The organism is Pseudomonas sp. S5D5, assembly GCF_003013355.1.
GTDB classification, from domain to species: domain Bacteria; phylum Pseudomonadota; class Gammaproteobacteria; order Pseudomonadales; family Pseudomonadaceae; genus Aquipseudomonas; species Aquipseudomonas aylmerensis.
This window is the reverse complement of record NZ_PTEO01000001.1, coordinates 853,593-870,076: the sequence shown is the minus strand read 5'-3', so window position 1 is coordinate 870,076 and position 16,484 is coordinate 853,593. Positions and strand designations below refer to the sequence as shown.

Below are 16,484 nucleotides of genomic sequence, written 5' to 3'. Positions count from 1 at the left end.
CCTTACAGGTCGCCGAAGAAGCGCTTCACGCCATCGAAAAACCCAGTGGTTTTCGGTGAATGGGAGTCGTCACCTTCCAACGAACTGCGGAACTCTTCGAGCAGCTCACGCTGACGACGCCCCAGGTTGACCGGGGTCTCGACCGCTACGCGGCACATCAGATCGCCCGCACCACCGCCGCGCACCGGCGCAACGCCCTTGCCACGAATACGGAACTGCTTGCCGGTCTGGGTACCCTCGGGAATCTTCAGCTTGACCCGACCATCCAGGGTCGGAATCTCCAACTCGCCGCCCAAGGCTGCATCGACAAAGCTGATCGGCACTTCGCAGAACAGGTGCTTGCCATCGCGCTGGAAGATCGAGTGCTCACGCACATTGATCACCACGTACAGGTCACCGGTAGGGCCACCCTGGGTGCCCGCCTCGCCCTCACCCGACAAACGGATGCGGTCTCCGGTATCCACACCCGCCGGCACTTTGACCGACAGGGTCTTGTACTCTTCGACGCGACCTTCGCCGTGGCACGAGTCGCACGGATCGGAAATGATCTTGCCCTGGCCATGGCAACGCGGGCAGGTTTGCTGCACCGAGAAGAAGCCCTGCTGCATACGCACCTGGCCGATACCGCCACAGGTCGGGCAGGTGATCGGCGAGGAGCCTTTCTTGGCGCCCGAGCCATCGCACGGCTTGCAATTAACCAGCGTCGGCACGCGGATGTTGACGCTGGTACCGCGCACGGCCTCTTCCAGGTTCAACTCGAGGGTGTAGCGCAAGTCGCTGCCACGCTGGGCGCCACCACGCTGGCCACCCCGGCCACCGCCGAAGAAGTCGCTGAAAACGTCGCCGAAGATATCGGAGAAGTTCTGGCCACCGAAACCTGCACCGCCGCCGCCCATGCTCGGGTCGACACCGGCATGACCATACTGGTCGTAAGCCGCACGCTTGTTCGGATCAGAAAGGCATTCGTAGGCCTCGTTGGCCTCCTTGAACATTTCTTCGGATTCTTTGCTATCCGGATTACGGTCCGGGTGGTGCTTCATCGCCAGGCGACGGTAAGCCTTTTTCAGGTCCGCATCGCTGGAGCCGCGCTCCACACCCAATACTTCGTAATAGTCACGCTTTGCCATAAGTCTTTGCACTCTTAAGGACGTTTGGCCAGACCCTCCTGAGCCTTGCCAAACTCGTTGAGCCCCAATACAGGCCCGGACCCAACTCACGTCAATTCAACGATCCTGGTCATTACTGCTTTCAGCCAGGGACCCGGCCAAAAACGCGGTGACTGTCGCCCGGGAAGCAGGAGCATTCCCGATCACACCGCCAACATCCGAGCGTTGTCGCATGTTGTAAAAATTCGCATACCCCAGACACGCCAACGCGGGAGCAAGCTCCCGCGCGGCGACATCCTACCAGTCACCGCTTGATAGCGGTCAACCGGGCGACCAACTTACTTCTGGTCTTTGACTTCTTCGAACTCGGCATCGACAACGTCGTCGTGCTTGGCTTCAGGCTCTGCATGCTGTGCAGCACCATCAGCCGGCTGGCCTTGTTCGGCGTACATTTTCTGGGCAACCGGTGCGGAGACTTTCGACAGTTCCTCCACCTTGGCTTCGATGGCAGCCTTGTCGTCGCCTTTGATGGCGGCTTCCAGGGCAACCACGGCAGCTTCGATTGCGGTCTTCTCTTCAGCAGTCACTTTATCGCCAGCATCCGCGACCATTTTGCGGGTCGAGTGAACCAGCGCATCACCCTGGTTACGGGCGCCAGCCAGCTCGGCAAACTTGGCATCTGCGTCGGCGTTGGCTTCAGCATCACGGATCATCTGTTGAATTTCTTCATCAGACAGACCGGAGTTGGCCTTGATAGTGATCTTCTGCTCTTTGCCAGTGGCCTTGTCCTTGGCACCTACGTGCAAGATGCCGTTGGCATCGATGTCGAAGGTCACTTCGATTTGTGGCACGCCACGTGGTGCTGGTGGAATCTCGGCCAGGTCGAACTTGCCCAGGGACTTGTTCTGAGCCGCTTGCTTACGCTCACCTTGCAGCACGTGAATGGTCACAGCGCCTTGGTTATCGTCGGCAGTCGAGAACACCTGGGATTTCTTGGTAGGAATCGTGGTGTTTTTCTCGATCAGCGCAGTCATCACGCCACCCATGGTTTCGATACCCAGGGTCAGCGGGCTGACGTCCAGCAGCAACACGTCTTTCACGTCGCCGGCCAATACCGCGCCCTGGATGGCAGCACCCATGGCAACCGCTTCGTCCGGGTTCACGTCTTTACGTGCTTCCTTGCCGAAGAACTCGGTTACTTTCTGCTGTACCAGTGGCATACGGGTCTGACCGCCCACCAGGATCACGTCGTTGATGGAACCAACGTCGATACCTGCGTCTTTCAAGGCAATGCGGCAAGGTTCGATGGTGCGCTGAACCAGGTCTTCAACCAGTGCTTCCAACTTGGCGCGAGAAATCTTCACGTTCAAGTGCTTAGGACCGGTGGCGTCTGCAGTGATGTACGGCAGGTTGACGTCGGTCGACATGCTCGAGGACAGCTCGATCTTGGCTTTTTCGGCAGCTTCCTTGAGGCGCTGCATAGCCAGCGGGTCACCCTTGAGGTTCATGCCGCTTTCTTTCTTGAATTCGTCAACGAGGTAGTCGATCAGACGAATGTCAAAGTCTTCACCGCCCAGGAACGTGTCGCCGTTGGTGGCCAACACTTCGAACTGGTGCTCGCCGTCAACTTCAGCGATCTCGATGACCGAGACGTCGAACGTACCGCCACCCAGGTCATAAACGATCACAGTGTGGTCGCCCTTGGCCTTGTCCATACCGTAGGCCAGAGCGGCTGCGGTAGGTTCGTTGATGATACGTTTTACGTCCAGGCCCGCGATGCGGCCGGCGTCTTTGGTCGCCTGGCGCTGGCTGTCGTTGAAGTAGGCCGGAACGGTGATGACCGCTTCAGTCACTGCTTCACCGAGGTAGTCTTCGGCAGTCTTCTTCATCTTTTTCAAGACTTCAGCCGAAATCTGCGGTGCAGACATCTTGTTGCCATTGACTTCAACCCAGGCGTCACCGTTGTCAGCCTTGGCGATTTTGTAAGGCACCATCTTGATGTCTTTCTGTACGACTTCTTCGTCGAACTTACGACCGATCAGACGCTTCACCGCGTATAGGGTGTTGTGCGGGTTGGTGACAGCCTGACGCTTGGCCGACTGACCAACGAGGATCTCGCCATCATTTGCGTAAGCAATGATCGACGGCGTGGTACGCGCGCCTTCGGCGTTTTCGATAACTTTGGCTTTGCCGTTTTCCATGACGGAGACGCAGGAGTTGGTGGTCCCCAGGTCGATACCGATAATTTTGCCCATGATTTACTCTCCCGAAACTTGAATTTGGATGCCGCAGCAGTGGTGGCTAACTGCGGTAGCACTTAAACGCTTGACTTATAGATGGGGGCCTTACGGCGTATTTCAAGCCTGCTCATCAATAGAAGGCGAAACCGGTGCAGGAGCCTTGCTCACTACAACCATCGCCGGGCGCAGCAAGCGACCATTGAGCTGATACCCCTTCTGGAACACTTTCAACACGCTGTTAGGCTCCAGGTCATGGCTTTCCTGCATGGCCATGGCTTGGTGATGCTCAGCGTTGAACGGTTCGCCGCCGGTTGGATCGATGGCTTCCAACTGATAACGCTTCAGGGTGTCCTGGAACATTTTCAGGGTCAGTTCGATCCCTTCGCGCATTGGGCGGATGTTTTCGTCGTCTGGGTTGGACAACTCAAGGCCACGTTCCAGGCTGTCGATGATCGGCAGCAAGTCACCGGCGAATTTTTCCAGCGCGAATTTGTGAGCCTTCTCTACATCCTGCTCGGCACGGCGGCGGACGTTCTGCAGATCGGCGGCAACACGCAAAGACTGGTCCTGCGCAGCGGCCAATTGCTCTTCGAGCACTTGCACACGCACGGCCAGGTCTTCCGAGCCAGCCTGGGTAGCGTCTGGAGTTTGCGTATCCTGCGTCTGTTCGTCAGCCATAGATTTCTCCTTTCAAAATCATGCGCGAACTCAACTCGCGCTTCTGTTCCGGTATATGGGGCCACAATTTCAGGGTTCAAGGGCGCAGGCGTTACCAAAAGTCTTTCCCATGACCGGGATCAATTCCTGCCTCATCATTCCTCATTGCGCTAAAAAAAGTGACGACTCAAGCAAATCGAGCTAAGCGCCAGGATTGTCAGCCCTGAACAAAACACTGTATAAATAACCAGACCTAAAGCCTGGGAGCGACGTTCATGCTCGTGCACCTGTCCGTACATAACTACGCCATCGTTGAACACCTGGATCTCGAACTGGATCGCGGGATGAGCGTAATCACAGGCGAAACCGGCGCCGGCAAATCGATCATGCTCGACGCGCTCGGCCTGACCCTGGGCGATCGCGCCGATAGCGGCGTGGTGCGTCCGGGTGCGGACAAGGCCGACATCCTGGCTACCTTCGACCTGGCAGACATCCCCGAAGCCGAGGCCTGGCTCGCCGAGCGCGACCTGAATAATGAGGGGCCGTGCATCCTGCGCCGGGTGATCACCGCCGAAGGGCGCTCGCGCGGCTACATCAACGGCACGCCCTGCCCGCTTGGCGACCTGAAAGCCCTGGGCGAGTTGCTCATCGATATCCACAGCCAACATGAACACCAGTCCCTGCTGAAAACCGACACCCACCGCCGCCTGCTCGACGAATATGCCGGCGCCACCGACCTGGCCCGCCAGGTGCAGCTTGCCGCTCAACGCTGGCGCCAGACCCGCCAGGAATTGGAGCGACTCTCCAACTCCGGCGACGAGCAGCGCGCTCGCCATCAACTGCTCAGCTACCAGCTTGAAGAGCTCGAGAGCCTGGCACTTGGCGAGACCGAGCTGGAACAACTCGAACAGGAACACAAGAACCTCACCAATGCCGAAACCCTGCTGGGCATCTGCCGCCAAGTCGTGGAGCAATGCAGCGAAAGCGATTCCGGCAATGTGCTCAACGCACTGACGGCCAGCCTCAACCGACTGTCCAGCGTCAACAATGCTTCGGGCTCGCTCAGCGAGGCCACCACCCTGCTGACCAGTGCGCAGATCCAGGTAGAAGAAGCCGTGGGCGAGTTGAATCGCTTCCTCGACCACTTTGATGCCGACCCCTCCCGCCTGCAGGAAATAGAGGAGCGCCTGGACACTATCTATACCCTGGCGCGCAAACATCGAATCCAGCCCACCGAAGTGGCCACGATGCAGCAAAAGCTGCTGGATGAAATCGAAACACTGAATGCCAACGACGAATCCATCGAACGATTGGGCGATGAACTCGCATCCTTTGCCCGTCATTATCAAGAGAAGGCCCGCGAGCTGAGCGACCTGCGCCAGCAAGCAGCCGCCAGCCTGGCCAGTGCCGTAGAGCAGGAGATCCAGCGCCTGGGCATGCCGGGTGGGCGTTTCACGATTGAATTGCGCGCCAATGCCAGCAATGAGCTGCAGCCCCACGGCCTGGAGCAGGTAGAACTGCTGGTCAGCGCCAACCCTGGGCAGCCGCTCAAGGCGCTGGCAAAAGTGGCATCCGGCGGCGAATTATCGCGCATCAGCCTGGCGATCCAGGTGATTACAGCCCAAACGTCACGGGTGCCTACGCTGGTATTCGACGAAGTGGACGTTGGTATCGGCGGGCCGACCGCAGAAATTGTTGGCCAGTTGTTGCGACGCCTGGGGGATAGAGGCCAGGTGCTGACAGTGACTCACTTGCCACAGGTAGCGGCACAGGGGCATCAACACCTGTTTGTACACAAGGTGCGCGGCGATGAAGCGACACACACAGCCGTGTCCAAGCTGAACAAATCGGAACGTGTGGAAGAAGTGGCTCGGATGCTCGGCGGTATCGACCTGACCAAAGAGTCCCTGGCCCACGCGAAGAAAATGGTGGTGGCCGCGAAAGCCTGAAGCTAGCATTTTCTCCCTTATAGAAAGCACGAAGGCGACCCTAGGGTCGCCTTCGATCGTTTCGCAGAGTGAATCTGCGTCGATTTTTACTTTTTCTTACGGATGTACAGGACCAGATTATGGTCAACCAGATCGAAGCCATGCTCCTCAGCAATCTTATGCTGCAGCGCTTCGATCTCAGGGCTGGTGAACTCGATAACCTCATTGGTATCCAGGTCAACCATGTGGTCGTGATGACCACCGTCAGCCAATTCGAACACTGCATGACCGCCGTCGAAATTATGACGAACCACCAGCCCTGCGGCTTCAAACTGGGTCAGCACACGGTAAACCGTGGCCAGGCCAACGTCCTCGTTAGACTCCATCAGCGCCTTGTAAACATCCTCGGCACTCATGTGGCGCTGCTCAGCAGAATCGAGCATTTGTAGAATCTTGACTCGTGGCAGAGTCACTTTAAGACCGGCTTTGCGTAGTTCGCTATTTTCAACCATGGTTAGCTTTCTCGCGGATGCTGCTTCGCAGCTTCTCTTAATACGGGTATGATCGGCGTTTACGTTGTCCCAGCCAAGATAGTGGAAGTCGCCCACCGATGCAAAACACCAAGCTCTTGCTAACCAGTTTCACCTTTGTGGGACTGCTCGCACTCGCCGGTTGTTCATTCCCCGGGGTTTACAAAATCGACATCCAGCAGGGCAATGTCGTCACGCAGGACATGATAGACCAGTTACGCCCGGGAATGACCCGACGGCAAGTAAGGTTTATCATGGGCAACCCCCTGCTGACCGACACTTTCCATGCTGATCGCTGGGATTATCTCTACAGCATCCAGCCGGGTGGCGGTGAACGCCAGCAGGAGCGCGTCAGCGTCATTTTCAATGGCAATGACCAACTCGTCAGCCTGTCTGGTGACTTCATGCCCGGCGTGAGCCGAGATGAAGCCTTGCTCGGCAAGGACAACGGCGCCAACGTGACTGCCCCTGCGCAGGAAAACGAGAAGCCGAAGTCTGAAGTGCCAGCCAAACCAGGCTCATTGCTCGACAAGATCCAGAAAGACGTCGACGGCGTAGAAACTGTGCCGGTCCCGACGCCACAGCCTCTGGACACCAGCCCGCAGTAACTGAGCGGCGCCCAATAAAAAACCCGGCATGCCGGGTTTTTTATTGCCTGCTGCTTGGCAAGCCTATGGATTTTGCTGTTTGGCCAGCGCCGCCTTGGCTGCACGCAAGCGGCGCACCTCTTTAGGATCGGCCAGCAAAGGCCGGTAAATCTCAATACGATCGCCCGCCTGCACGACTCGCACGTCGGGGTCCGCAATCACCTTGCCAAATATCCCCAAAGGGCAATCAGCCAGATCCAGCGCCGGAAACTGCGCCACGATCCCGCAAGCCTGCACCGCCGCTCGCAAGCTGGTGCCTTCGGGAACAGCCGCCGCCAGCAACACCTGCCGATCTTCTGCGGCGTATACCACCTCAATCTCAACCATGCAGTTGCTTGGCTCGCTGGCAAAACGCATCCACCAGGGTATTGGCCGCCTGATTGAACAGTGGCCCCAGTGTTGCTCGCACGATAGGCCCCGCGTAATCAAACGAAAGGTCCAGGCTGATCTTGCACGCCTTGTCCGTCAGCGCCTTGAACACCCACACACCATGCAATTGGGTAAACGGCCCCTCCTGCAGGTTCATTTCAATGGATTTCCCGGGCACCAGCACATTGCGCGTAACAAAATGCTGGCTAAGACCGCCCTTCGCCACACCAACGCTGGCGACCATGTGCTCATCATTGCTTTCCAGTACCTCGGCAGTCGAGCACCAAGGCAGGAATTCCGGGTAACGCGCAACGTCGTTGACCAGGTCATAGAGCGCCTGTGCCGGATAGGGCAGCAACGCCGAACGTTGAATATGCGTCGTCATGTGTGCGTCATTTCCACTGCTGAGGCAAAACATCGCGAAAGAACAGCCCGATCCGCGAGAGAAAAAAACCAAAGAACTGCCTGCATTGTCCGGGATTCGTCCAACACGCTCAAGCACGCAGGTTGACCGTAGCCGACACGCTCGCAACTCCCTATAATGCCGCCCCTATGGCTAAACAAAAGAAACACCCCACAGGGACCATCGCGCAAAATAAAAAGGCGCGACACGATTACTTCATCGAACATCGTTTCGAGGCTGGCCTGGTCCTGGCCGGCTGGGAAGTAAAAAGTCTGCGCGCCAGCAAGCTGCAACTGGTCGACAGCTATGTGCTGCTCAAGGATGGCGAGGCGTGGCTGCTCGGCAGTCATATCACCCCGCTGACCACCGCGAGCACCCACGTGATTGCCGACCCGGTACGCACGCGCAAGCTGCTGCTCAACGCCCGCGAGATCGACAAGCTTGCCGCCGCCGTGCAGCAGAAGGGCTATGCCTGCGTCTGCCTGTCCTGGTATTGGAGCAAGCACCTGGTCAAGTGCGAGATCGCGCTGGGCAAGGGCAAGAAGGAATACGACAAGCGTGATACCGAGCGCGAGCGCGATTCCAACCGGGAACTGCACCGCGCCGTCCGCAACAAGGGCAAGGAAGAATAATCCTTGTCGCGGTGTAGCTTCGGGAACGCCCGCAGCTACATCCCCTTGCGCCGCTCGGCACGCGCCACGCGCTGAACCTCCTGACGCACCTCTTCCAACACTTCCTGCACATACAGCAGGTGACGTGTTGAAACCTCTCTCGCCTGCTCCGCCCGCCCCTCGATAATCGCCAGGTACAAATCCCGGTGCTGACTGATCAGCATGTCACGGGTTTCCGTGCGCTGCTGATACATGCCGCCGATGTTGGTGACCACGTTACGCTTGAGCAGATCGAACAAGCCGCGAATCGTGTGCAGCAGCACCGCATTGTGGCTGGCCTCGGCAATTGCCAAGTGGAACCTTGCATCCGCCGCCCCCTCCTCCGCCCGGCTCACGTCATCGGCGCGGGTGTAGCAATCCTGCAGTGTTTCGAACGCCGCCGTCAGCCGCTCGCGATCCACCTCGGTGGCGCGTAATGCGGCGTAATAAGCACAAGAAGCTTCCAGGGTCTGGCGAAACTCCAGCAAGTCACGCTGCGCTTCAGGATTGTTCTCCAACAGGTGCAACAGTGGATCACTGAACGTAGACCCCAGCGACTCCGCGACATAGTTACCGCCACCCTGACGACTCACCAGCAACCCCTTGGCCGCCAGCTTCTGGATTGCTTCGCGCAATGACGGGCGCGACACGCCAAATTGCTCAGCCAAGGCCCGTTCGGCCGGCAAGCGCTCACCCGACTTCAGCGTGCCCTCAAGGATCATGCCCTCAAGCTGCTCGACAATATCGTCAGACAAACGGCGCTGACGCACCTGATCAAACCCCATAACTCACTCTCCACCATCCCGACCACTCGCCGGGCCCTCTATTCTCGCCTATCGCTGCGCTTGCAGCACCTATCAGAACGCCTTGGATTTATCCGCTCAGCTCCCCGTCCTCGCAGACCTGAGACCAAAGTTTCGCAAGCGGCAAATTGACACACCGGCCCGAAGCCTTTTAACCTAGCCCACAGCGATTGTAAATTGGTATTACCAATTATCCAAGCTGACTAAACAACAACAATCAGGGGCCACCCCATATGCAAACCTGGCAACAGCTCTACAGCCCGCTCGGCAGCCTCGGCCTGTCCGCACTGGCCGCCGTTATCCCGATCGTATTCTTCTTCCTGGCCCTGGCGGTGTTTCGCCTCAAAGGCCACGTTGCCGGGAGCATCACCCTGGCGCTCTCGATCCTGGTCGCGATCTTCGCCTTCCAGATGCCGGTAGACATGGCGCTGGCTGCCGCCGGCTATGGCTTCGCCTACGGCCTGTGGCCTATCGCCTGGATCATCGTGGCGGCCGTGTTCCTGTACAAACTGACGGTCAAGAGCGGCCAATTCGAAATCATCCGCAGCTCGGTGCTGTCGATCACTGACGATCAACGCCTGCAAGTGCTGTTGATTGGCTTCTGCTTCGGCGCATTTCTGGAAGGTGCCGCCGGTTTCGGCGCCCCCGTGGCGATTACTGCCGCGCTGCTGGTAGGCCTGGGCTTCAACCCACTGTATGCCGCCGGCCTGTGCTTGATTGCCAACACCGCGCCGGTCGCCTTCGGCGCACTCGGGATCCCGATCATCGTGGCCGGCCAGGTGACCGGCATCGACGCGTTCAAGATCGGCGCCATGACCGGCCGCCAACTGCCCCTGCTGTCGCTGTTCGTGCCGTTCTGGCTGGTGTTCATGATGGATGGCCTGCGCGGCGTGCGCGAAACCTGGCCGGCGGCGCTGGTGGCTGGCTTGAGCTTCGCCGTCACCCAGTACTTCACCTCCAACTTCATTGGCCCGGAACTGCCGGACATCACCTCGGCCCTGGCCAGCCTGATTGCCCTGACCTTGTTCCTCAAAGTCTGGCAACCCAAGCGCACCGCGGGCGCGCAGATTGCCGGCGCCACGTCGAGCGCAGCAGTCACCGCCAGCGCTGGCGGCTTCGGCCTGCCGCGCAACACCGTTGCTTCGCCCTACAGCCTGGTGCAGATCTTCAAGGCCTGGTCGCCGTTCCTGATCTTGACCGTGCTGGTCACCATCTGGACGCTCAAACCGTTCAAGGCAATGTTTGCCGCCGGCGGCTCGATGTACAGCTGGGTGTTCAACTTCGCGATCCCGCACCTGGACCAATTGGTGATCAAGGTGGCGCCCATCGTCACCAATCCCACCGCGATCCCGGCCGTGTTCAAGCTGGACCCGATCTCGGCCACCGGCACTGCGATTTTCTTCTCGGCACTGGTGTCGATGCTGGTGCTGAAGATCGACATTAAAACTGGTCTTACCACTTTAAAAGAGACCTTCTACGAGCTGCGCTGGCCCATCCTGTCGATCGGCATGGTGCTGGCGTTCGCCTTCGTCACCAACTATTCCGGCATGTCGTCGACCATGGCACTGGTGCTGGCCGGCACCGGGGCGGCCTTCCCGTTCTTCTCGCCTTTCCTCGGCTGGCTGGGGGTTTTCCTGACAGGCTCCGATACCTCATCCAATGCACTGTTCAGCTCGCTGCAAGCCACCACCGCGCATCAGATCGGCGTCAACGACACCCTGCTGGTCGCGGCAAACACCAGCGGCGGCGTGACCGGCAAGATGATCTCGCCACAATCAATCGCCGTCGCCTGCGCAGCCACTGGCCTGGTGGGCAAGGAATCCGACCTGTTCCGCTTCACCCTCAAGCACAGCCTGTTCTTTGCCACGATCGTCGGGCTGATCACCTTGGCGCAGGCCTACTGGTTCACCGGTATGCTGGTGCACTGAGACCTGCACGCAATAGGGTAAGAATCGACGCCGGACAACGGTTCCGGCGTCAGCTATTTCTGGAGGACCGATGAGTCTGCCTGCCGCTTTCCTTGCCGACGTCATACAGCTGATCCCGAAGGATCGGCGTTTCGACGACCCACTTTCCACCCTCGCATTCGGTACCGACGCCAGCTTTTATCGACTGATCCCACAGCTAGTGATCCGCGTGGAGTCGGAAGACGAAGTCGTCGCACTGCTGCAACTGGCCCAACGCGACCGCGTGCCGGTGACCTTCCGCGCGGCGGGCACCAGCCTGTCCGGGCAAGCCATCAGCGATTCAGTACTGATCGTGCTGGGTGACAACTGGAACGGCCGCGAGATTCGCGGGCAAGGCACGCAGATCCGCCTGCAGCCCGGCGTCATCGGCGCCCAGGCCAATGCGTGGCTGGCGCCGTTCGGGCGCAAGATCGGGCCGGATCCGGCGTCGATCAATGCCTGCAAGATCGGCGGCATCGTTGCCAATAATGCCAGCGGCATGTGCTGCGGCACCGCGCAGAACACCTATCACACCCTGGCCGGGATTCGTCTGGTACTGGCTGATGGCAGCCGACTGGACACCGAGGATGCAGCCAGCGTTGCAGCGTTTCGAAAACACCATGCAGCCCTGCTTGAGCGACTGGCGACACTCGGCCGCGAGACGCGGGCAAATGCCGAACTGGCGGCAAAAATCCGCCACAAATATCGTCTGAAAAATACCACCGGACTGTCGCTCAATGCCCTGGTGGATTTCGATGAACCGCTGGATATCCTCAGCCATCTGCTGGTCGGCTCCGAAGGCACCCTGGGCTTTATCAGCGCGGTGACCTACGACACAGTGATCGACCCCCCCAACAAAGCGTCGGCGCTGATTGTGTTCCCGGATGTCGAGACCTGCTGCAACGCGGTGACCGTGCTGAAAACCCAGCCGGTCTCGGCGGTGGAGCTGCTGGACCGGCGCAGCATGCGCTCGGTACAGGACAAACCCGGCATGCCGGCTTTCGTGCAGCACTTATCGGAAAATGCCTGCGCGCTGCTGATCGAATCGCGCGCCGCTTCCCCATCACTGCTGCACGAACAATTGGCGCTGATCATGGCGTCCCTGGCGCCGTTCCCCGTAGAAAAGCAAGTCGACTTCACTGAAGACCCGGTGGAAAACGCCCGCCTGTGGGCGATCCGCAAAGACACCTTTCCCGCCGTCGGTGCCGTCCGCAAAACCGGCACCACGGTGATCATCGAAGACGTCACTTTCCCGGTCGAGCAACTGGCGATCGGCGTGAACCGCTTGATCGAACTGTTCGACAAACATCACTACGACGAAGCCATCCTTTTTGGACACGCCCTGGAAGGCAATCTGCACTTCGTGTTCACCCAAGGCTTCAACAGCGCGGAAGAAGTCACGCGCTACCAGGCGTTCATGGACGACGTCGCGCAATTGGTGGCCGTGGAGTTTGGCGGCTCGCTGAAGGCCGAACACGGCACAGGCCGCAATATGGCGCCTTTCGTCGAGCTGGAATGGGGCAGCGATGCCTATCAGTTGATGTGGCAGCTCAAGCGTCTGCTGGACCCCAACGGCATTCTCAACCCGGATGTTGTACTCAGCGAAGACCCGCAAATCCACCTCAAGCACCTCAAGCCCCTGCCGGCCGCCGACGAGATTGTGGATAAGTGCATCGAGTGCGGGTTCTGCGAGCCGGTGTGTCCTTCCAAAGGCCTGACGTTGAGCCCGCGCCAGCGCATCGTGATCTGGCGCGATATCCAGGCGAAAAAACGCGCAGGCGTCGACACCACTGAACTCGAAGCCGCCTATCACTACCAGGGTATCGACACCTGCGCCGCCACCGGCCTGTGTGCGCAACGCTGCCCTGTAGGAATCAATACCGGCGACCTGGTGAAGAAACTGCGCAGCCGCGATGCTGACCGTACGAAAACCGCCGAATGGCTCGCCACCCATTTCGCCACGGCATTGCAAGGTGCGCGCTTTACCCTGCATGTCGCCAATGGTGCGCGCATGCTGTTGGGCGCCCCTCGCCTGGCGAAACTGTCTGCCACGGTGACCCGGTTGTCCAAGGGGCAAATCCCGCAGTGGACCAGCGCCATGCCACAGCCGGAGAAACCCATTCGCTTCAGCCCGACTGTGACCGATGAGCGGCCCCGCGTGGTCTACCTGGCGGCTTGCGTCTCACGCGCCATGGGGCCGTCCGCCAGTGATAAAGAACAGATATCGCTGTACGACAAGACCCGTGGACTGTTGGAAAAGGCCGGTTACCAAGTGGTGTTCCCCGACAATCAAGACAGCCTGTGCTGCGGCCAGCCGTTTGCCTCCAAGGGCTATGCCGAACAGGCGGAGCACAAACGCCAGGAACTGATCGGCGCGCTGCTGCATGCCAGCCGTGGCGGACTCGATCCGATCTACTGCGACACCAGCCCCTGCACCCTGCGCCTGGTGCAAGACCTCGGCGAAACGCGCCTGGACCTTTACGATCCGGTACGTTTTATTCGCACGCACTTGATGGACCGACTCGACTTCACCCCCCAGGAAGCGCCGATTGCGGTACACGTCACCTGCAGTACCCAGCATTTGGGCGAAAGCCAGGCGTTGATCGACCTGGCCCGACGCTGCTCAAAAACCGTAGTGATCCCGGAAGGCATCCACTGCTGCGGCTTTGCTGGCGACAAAGGTTTCACCACACCGGAACTCAACGCCCACGCGCTGCGCTCGCTCAAAGACGCCGTGCAACATTGCAGTGAAGGCCTCTCCACCAGTCGCACCTGCGAGATCGGCCTGAGCCAGCACGGAGGCATTGATTATCACGGCTTGGTGTATCTCGTGGACCGGGTCACCCAGGCCCGCGCGCATTAATCCTGCAAAAAAACGAACCCCTGCGCGCCGGCGTAGTCATCTGCATAGGCCTCGACGAACGAGGCTCAACAGTGATGTCGCTGGCAGCCGTTGAACGCCAGCAGCGTCGAGCCCTTTTGCGCAAGGAGATACCCTATGAAGCGTTCCGCTCTTGCTGGCTTGTTCATTACCGCTGCGATGCTGGCCTCCCCTGTTTTCGCTGCGGGCGAGCCCGATCTGTGCAAGATCAACCTGGACAAAATCAACAACGGCCAAGCCCTGCTTGCCACTGACACCAGCGGCAAGAAGGGAGAAATCGACACTGCCGTCTCCCAGGCGAAAGCAGCCCATGCTGCAGGTGATGACAAGAAGTGCATCGAGATCACCTCCAAAGCCCTGCAAGACCTGCAGAACACTGAAAAAGGCGGCAACCAGTAACACGCCGTCGTTGATGGCCAACCTTCGGGTTGGCCTTCCGTGAGCGTTTGGCGTACACTGCACAGGCTTGTCACTCACTAAGAAACAACGAGTTACAAGCACGGGGCCGTTTAGGATTCGACGCCGGTCGCGAAACTTTAGGTGCATGCCGAGTTGGTAACAGAACTCGTAAATCCACTGTTGCAACTTCTTATAGTTGCCAATGACGAAAACTACGGCCAGGAATTCGCTCTCGCTGCGTAAGCAGCCTTAGCCCTGAGCTTCTGGTACCTTCGGGTCCAGCAATCACCAGGGGATGTCTGTAAACCCAAAGTGATTGTCATATAGAACAGAATCGCCGTGCAGTACGTTGTGGACGAAGCGGCTAAAACTTACACAACTCGCCCAAAGCACCCTGCCCTTCGGGTCGCTGAGGGTTAACTTAATAGAAACGGCTACGCATGTAGTACCGACAGCGGAGTACTGGCGGACGGGGGTTCAAATCCCCCCGGCTCCACCATTTAGTCTTCCCAGGAAGACCCAGAAAAGCCGTAAAGCCTAGAGAGATCAAAGCTTTACGGCTTTTTTCTTGCCCGCGTTTTCCCACCTAATCCCAGGGCATCCCACGGTTGACGGGGGCATATATGGGGGCATAAAACGCTCATCAGCTCGCTCGGAGAGCGATGTGCCCCCAATGCCCCTGAAAGACACCAACTGCCGCAACGCTAAGCCCCAGGACAAGCCATACCGCCTTTACGACGAACAAGGTTTGTACCTTGAAGTGCAGCCCAACGGAGGCCGTTACTGGCGCTTGAAGTACCGCTTTCTGGGAAAAGAAAAACGCCTGGCCCTTGGCGTTTACCCCGAGGTCGGCCTGCAGGAGGCCCGTCGCAAACGTGATGACGCTCGTGTTCAGCTTGCCGGCGGACAAGACCCTTCGCTGCAAAGACGCATGGCCAAGGTGGTCAGCCAGCTCGATCACCAACACACCTTTGAATCGGTCGCAAAGCAATGGCTCACTATTCGCGAGTCAGTCTAAGATCCGGAGTACACCCGCACGGTGCGGCAGCGCCTTGAGCTCAATGCCTCCCCCTGGTTGGGAAAACTCCCGATCAGCAGCATCAGCACACACATGCTGGTCGAAAACCTGCAGCGCATCATCAAGCGCGGTGCTCGCGAGACTACGCATCATGTTGCCCAGATCTACAAACAGATTTTCGAGTTCGCCGAAGCTGCGGGTATCACTCCACCCAACCAGATTGGGAATCTCTCCCATACGCCTTCCCCTCGGCACGAGGAGACGACCGGCCGATGTCCAACAACACCGTACTCAGCGCTTTACGCCGCATGGACATCAGCGGCGACGAAATGACTGGGCACGGCTTTCGTGCGACAGCGAGAACCATAAGTGCGGAGGTGCTAGGATTTCGCCCAGATCTCTTGGAGCATCAGCTTGCTCACACGGTAAAAAATCCGCTGGGACGTGCGTACGATCGAACCATCTTCTTGCCGGAGCGCCATGAAATGATGCAGACCTGGGCCGATTATTTGGACTCGATAAAGAGCCTAATGCTCTGTCAACTGCGCCCTTGGTCGGGCCAGTACCGACCCAACCAAGGAGAGGAACATGCGAGTTGCTATCGGCGTGATGGTGAAATCCAGGCTTGGATTCGGCAAAGGGAGGCGCTGGGATGCAGCGCCGAACACCGCAACAGCTGGGATGGATGGTAGAACTCACAGCGGCAGTCGATATTCCCGTGGAAAAAATCCAGTGGATTTGGCCAGGCTGGTTGCCAAGGGGAAAGCTATTCGCTCATGCAAGGTAGGCATGCAAGGCGGATGGGTACCTGCAAAAACTGCCCGCAGTCCCCTTGGCAGTGGGCGCTTACTCAAATCTATCGGCAAGCCAACCTACCGCTGCGCTACGCAGTATTTCCCCAAGCCCA

Annotated in this window: 16 protein-coding genes and 1 other RNA gene; 10 read left to right on the top strand and 7 right to left on the bottom strand. The window is 58.8% G+C overall.

The window, feature by feature from the left end; genetic code table 11:
* Nucleotides 1-2 precede the first annotated feature (2 nt).
* The 3 genes from dnaJ to grpE form a co-directional block, all read right to left on the bottom strand.
* Entirely contained in the window at nucleotides 3-1,127 is a 1,125-nt protein-coding gene (gene dnaJ, locus C9990_RS04165; RefSeq protein ID WP_065910262.1) for a molecular chaperone DnaJ, read from the bottom strand.
* A gap of 317 nt (nucleotides 1,128-1,444) precedes the next feature.
* Nucleotides 1,445-3,361: a molecular chaperone DnaK gene (dnaK, locus tag C9990_RS04160; protein ID WP_065910260.1), complete on the bottom strand. Its 1,917-nt coding sequence runs from the start codon at nucleotides 3,359-3,361 to the stop codon at nucleotides 1,445-1,447.
* A gap of 102 nt (nucleotides 3,362-3,463) precedes the next feature.
* Nucleotides 3,464-4,024 carry a nucleotide exchange factor GrpE gene (gene grpE / locus C9990_RS04155; RefSeq protein WP_106802601.1) on the bottom strand — a complete coding sequence of 187 codons (561 nt, stop codon included), beginning with the start codon at nucleotides 4,022-4,024 and terminating at the stop codon, nucleotides 3,464-3,466.
* Nucleotides 4,025-4,278: 254 nt separating this feature from the next.
* Here grpE and recN point away from each other — a divergent pair, with 254 nt between their 5' ends.
* Complete coding sequence (recN, locus tag C9990_RS04150) at nucleotides 4,279-5,952, top strand: DNA repair protein RecN (protein ID WP_106802600.1); 1,674 nt, start codon at nucleotides 4,279-4,281, stop codon at nucleotides 5,950-5,952.
* Nucleotides 5,953-6,038: 86 nt separating this feature from the next.
* On the opposite strand, the gene fur is transcribed toward recN, so the two are convergent.
* Entirely contained in the window at nucleotides 6,039-6,443 is a 405-nt protein-coding gene (fur, locus tag C9990_RS04145; protein ID WP_003194220.1) for a ferric iron uptake transcriptional regulator, read from the bottom strand.
* 98 nt (nucleotides 6,444-6,541) lie between these two features.
* Here fur and C9990_RS04140 point away from each other — a divergent pair, with 98 nt between their 5' ends.
* Nucleotides 6,542-7,069 carry an outer membrane protein assembly factor BamE gene (locus tag C9990_RS04140; RefSeq protein WP_065910254.1) on the top strand — a complete coding sequence of 176 codons (528 nt, stop codon included), beginning with the start codon at nucleotides 6,542-6,544 and terminating at the stop codon, nucleotides 7,067-7,069.
* Between the two features lie 63 nt (nucleotides 7,070-7,132).
* Here C9990_RS04140 and C9990_RS04135 read toward each other — a convergent pair whose 3' ends face one another.
* A complete protein-coding gene (locus tag C9990_RS04135) occupies nucleotides 7,133-7,435 on the bottom strand; it encodes an RnfH family protein (RefSeq protein ID WP_106802599.1) in 303 nt (100 codons plus the stop codon).
* Complete coding sequence (locus C9990_RS04130) at nucleotides 7,428-7,862, bottom strand: type II toxin-antitoxin system RatA family toxin (protein ID WP_106802598.1); 435 nt, start codon at nucleotides 7,860-7,862, stop codon at nucleotides 7,428-7,430. The genes C9990_RS04135 and C9990_RS04130 overlap by 8 nt, the downstream gene beginning before the upstream one ends.
* 167 nt (nucleotides 7,863-8,029) lie before the next feature.
* Between C9990_RS04130 and smpB the strand changes: the two genes are divergently transcribed.
* Entirely contained in the window at nucleotides 8,030-8,512 is a 483-nt protein-coding gene (smpB, locus tag C9990_RS04125; RefSeq protein ID WP_060752280.1) for an SsrA-binding protein SmpB, read from the top strand.
* A 35-nt stretch (nucleotides 8,513-8,547) separates the two neighbouring features.
* On the opposite strand, the gene C9990_RS04120 is transcribed toward smpB, so the two are convergent.
* On the bottom strand, nucleotides 8,548-9,315 hold the full coding sequence (locus C9990_RS04120) for a GntR family transcriptional regulator (protein WP_106802597.1): 768 nt from the start codon (nucleotides 9,313-9,315) through the stop codon (nucleotides 8,548-8,550).
* Nucleotides 9,316-9,566: 251 nt separating this feature from the next.
* On the opposite strand from C9990_RS04120, the gene C9990_RS04115 reads away from it, so the two are divergent.
* The 7 genes from C9990_RS04115 to C9990_RS32665 all read left to right on the top strand — a co-directional run bounded on the left by C9990_RS04115 (nucleotide 9,567) and on the right by C9990_RS32665 (nucleotide 16,269).
* Entirely contained in the window at nucleotides 9,567-11,261 is a 1,695-nt protein-coding gene (locus tag C9990_RS04115; protein WP_065910248.1) for a lactate permease LctP family transporter, read from the top strand.
* A gap of 70 nt (nucleotides 11,262-11,331) precedes the next feature.
* Nucleotides 11,332-14,142: an FAD-binding and (Fe-S)-binding domain-containing protein gene (locus C9990_RS04110; RefSeq protein ID WP_106802596.1), complete on the top strand. Its 2,811-nt coding sequence runs from the start codon at nucleotides 11,332-11,334 to the stop codon at nucleotides 14,140-14,142.
* A 135-nt stretch (nucleotides 14,143-14,277) separates the two neighbouring features.
* A complete protein-coding gene (locus tag C9990_RS04105) occupies nucleotides 14,278-14,559 on the top strand; it encodes a hypothetical protein (RefSeq protein ID WP_065910245.1) in 282 nt (93 codons plus the stop codon).
* 102 nt (nucleotides 14,560-14,661) lie between these two features.
* Nucleotides 14,662-15,058: a transfer-messenger RNA gene (gene ssrA / locus C9990_RS04100) on the top strand.
* Between the two features lie 174 nt (nucleotides 15,059-15,232).
* A complete protein-coding gene (locus C9990_RS32675; protein ID WP_256595052.1) occupies nucleotides 15,233-15,577 on the top strand; it encodes an Arm DNA-binding domain-containing protein in 345 nt (114 codons plus the stop codon).
* Nucleotides 15,578-15,598: 21 nt separating this feature from the next.
* Nucleotides 15,599-15,910: a hypothetical protein gene (locus C9990_RS32970; protein ID WP_371920614.1), complete on the top strand. Its 312-nt coding sequence runs from the start codon at nucleotides 15,599-15,601 to the stop codon at nucleotides 15,908-15,910.
* Nucleotides 15,850-16,269, top strand: a complete 420-nt coding sequence (locus tag C9990_RS32665) for a hypothetical protein (RefSeq protein ID WP_256595050.1) — start codon at nucleotides 15,850-15,852, stop codon at nucleotides 16,267-16,269. The genes C9990_RS32970 and C9990_RS32665 overlap by 61 nt, the downstream gene beginning before the upstream one ends.
* Nucleotides 16,270-16,484: the final 215 nt, after the last annotated feature.

Coding starts and splice junctions, on each gene's coding strand:
- dnaJ (WP_065910262.1), bottom strand. CDS start 1,127: ATGGCAAAGCGTGACTATTACGAAGTATTGGGTGTGGAGCGCGGCTCC.
- dnaK (WP_065910260.1), bottom strand. CDS start 3,361: ATGGGCAAAATTATCGGTATCGACCTGGGGACCACCAACTCCTGCGTC.
- grpE (WP_106802601.1), bottom strand. CDS start 4,024: ATGGCTGACGAACAGACGCAGGATACGCAAACTCCAGACGCTACCCAG.
- recN (WP_106802600.1), top strand. CDS start 4,279: ATGCTCGTGCACCTGTCCGTACATAACTACGCCATCGTTGAACACCTG.
- fur (WP_003194220.1), bottom strand. CDS start 6,443: ATGGTTGAAAATAGCGAACTACGCAAAGCCGGTCTTAAAGTGACTCTG.
- C9990_RS04140 (WP_065910254.1), top strand. CDS start 6,542: ATGCAAAACACCAAGCTCTTGCTAACCAGTTTCACCTTTGTGGGACTG.
- C9990_RS04135 (WP_106802599.1), bottom strand. CDS start 7,435: ATGGTTGAGATTGAGGTGGTATACGCCGCAGAAGATCGGCAGGTGTTG.
- C9990_RS04130 (WP_106802598.1), bottom strand. CDS start 7,862: ATGACGACGCATATTCAACGTTCGGCGTTGCTGCCCTATCCGGCACAG.
- smpB (WP_060752280.1), top strand. CDS start 8,030: ATGGCTAAACAAAAGAAACACCCCACAGGGACCATCGCGCAAAATAAA.
- C9990_RS04120 (WP_106802597.1), bottom strand. CDS start 9,315: ATGGGGTTTGATCAGGTGCGTCAGCGCCGTTTGTCTGACGATATTGTC.
- C9990_RS04115 (WP_065910248.1), top strand. CDS start 9,567: ATGCAAACCTGGCAACAGCTCTACAGCCCGCTCGGCAGCCTCGGCCTG.
- C9990_RS04110 (WP_106802596.1), top strand. CDS start 11,332: ATGAGTCTGCCTGCCGCTTTCCTTGCCGACGTCATACAGCTGATCCCG.
- C9990_RS04105 (WP_065910245.1), top strand. CDS start 14,278: ATGAAGCGTTCCGCTCTTGCTGGCTTGTTCATTACCGCTGCGATGCTG.
- C9990_RS32675 (WP_256595052.1), top strand. CDS start 15,233: ATGCCCCTGAAAGACACCAACTGCCGCAACGCTAAGCCCCAGGACAAG.
- C9990_RS32665 (WP_256595050.1), top strand. CDS start 15,850: ATGTCCAACAACACCGTACTCAGCGCTTTACGCCGCATGGACATCAGC.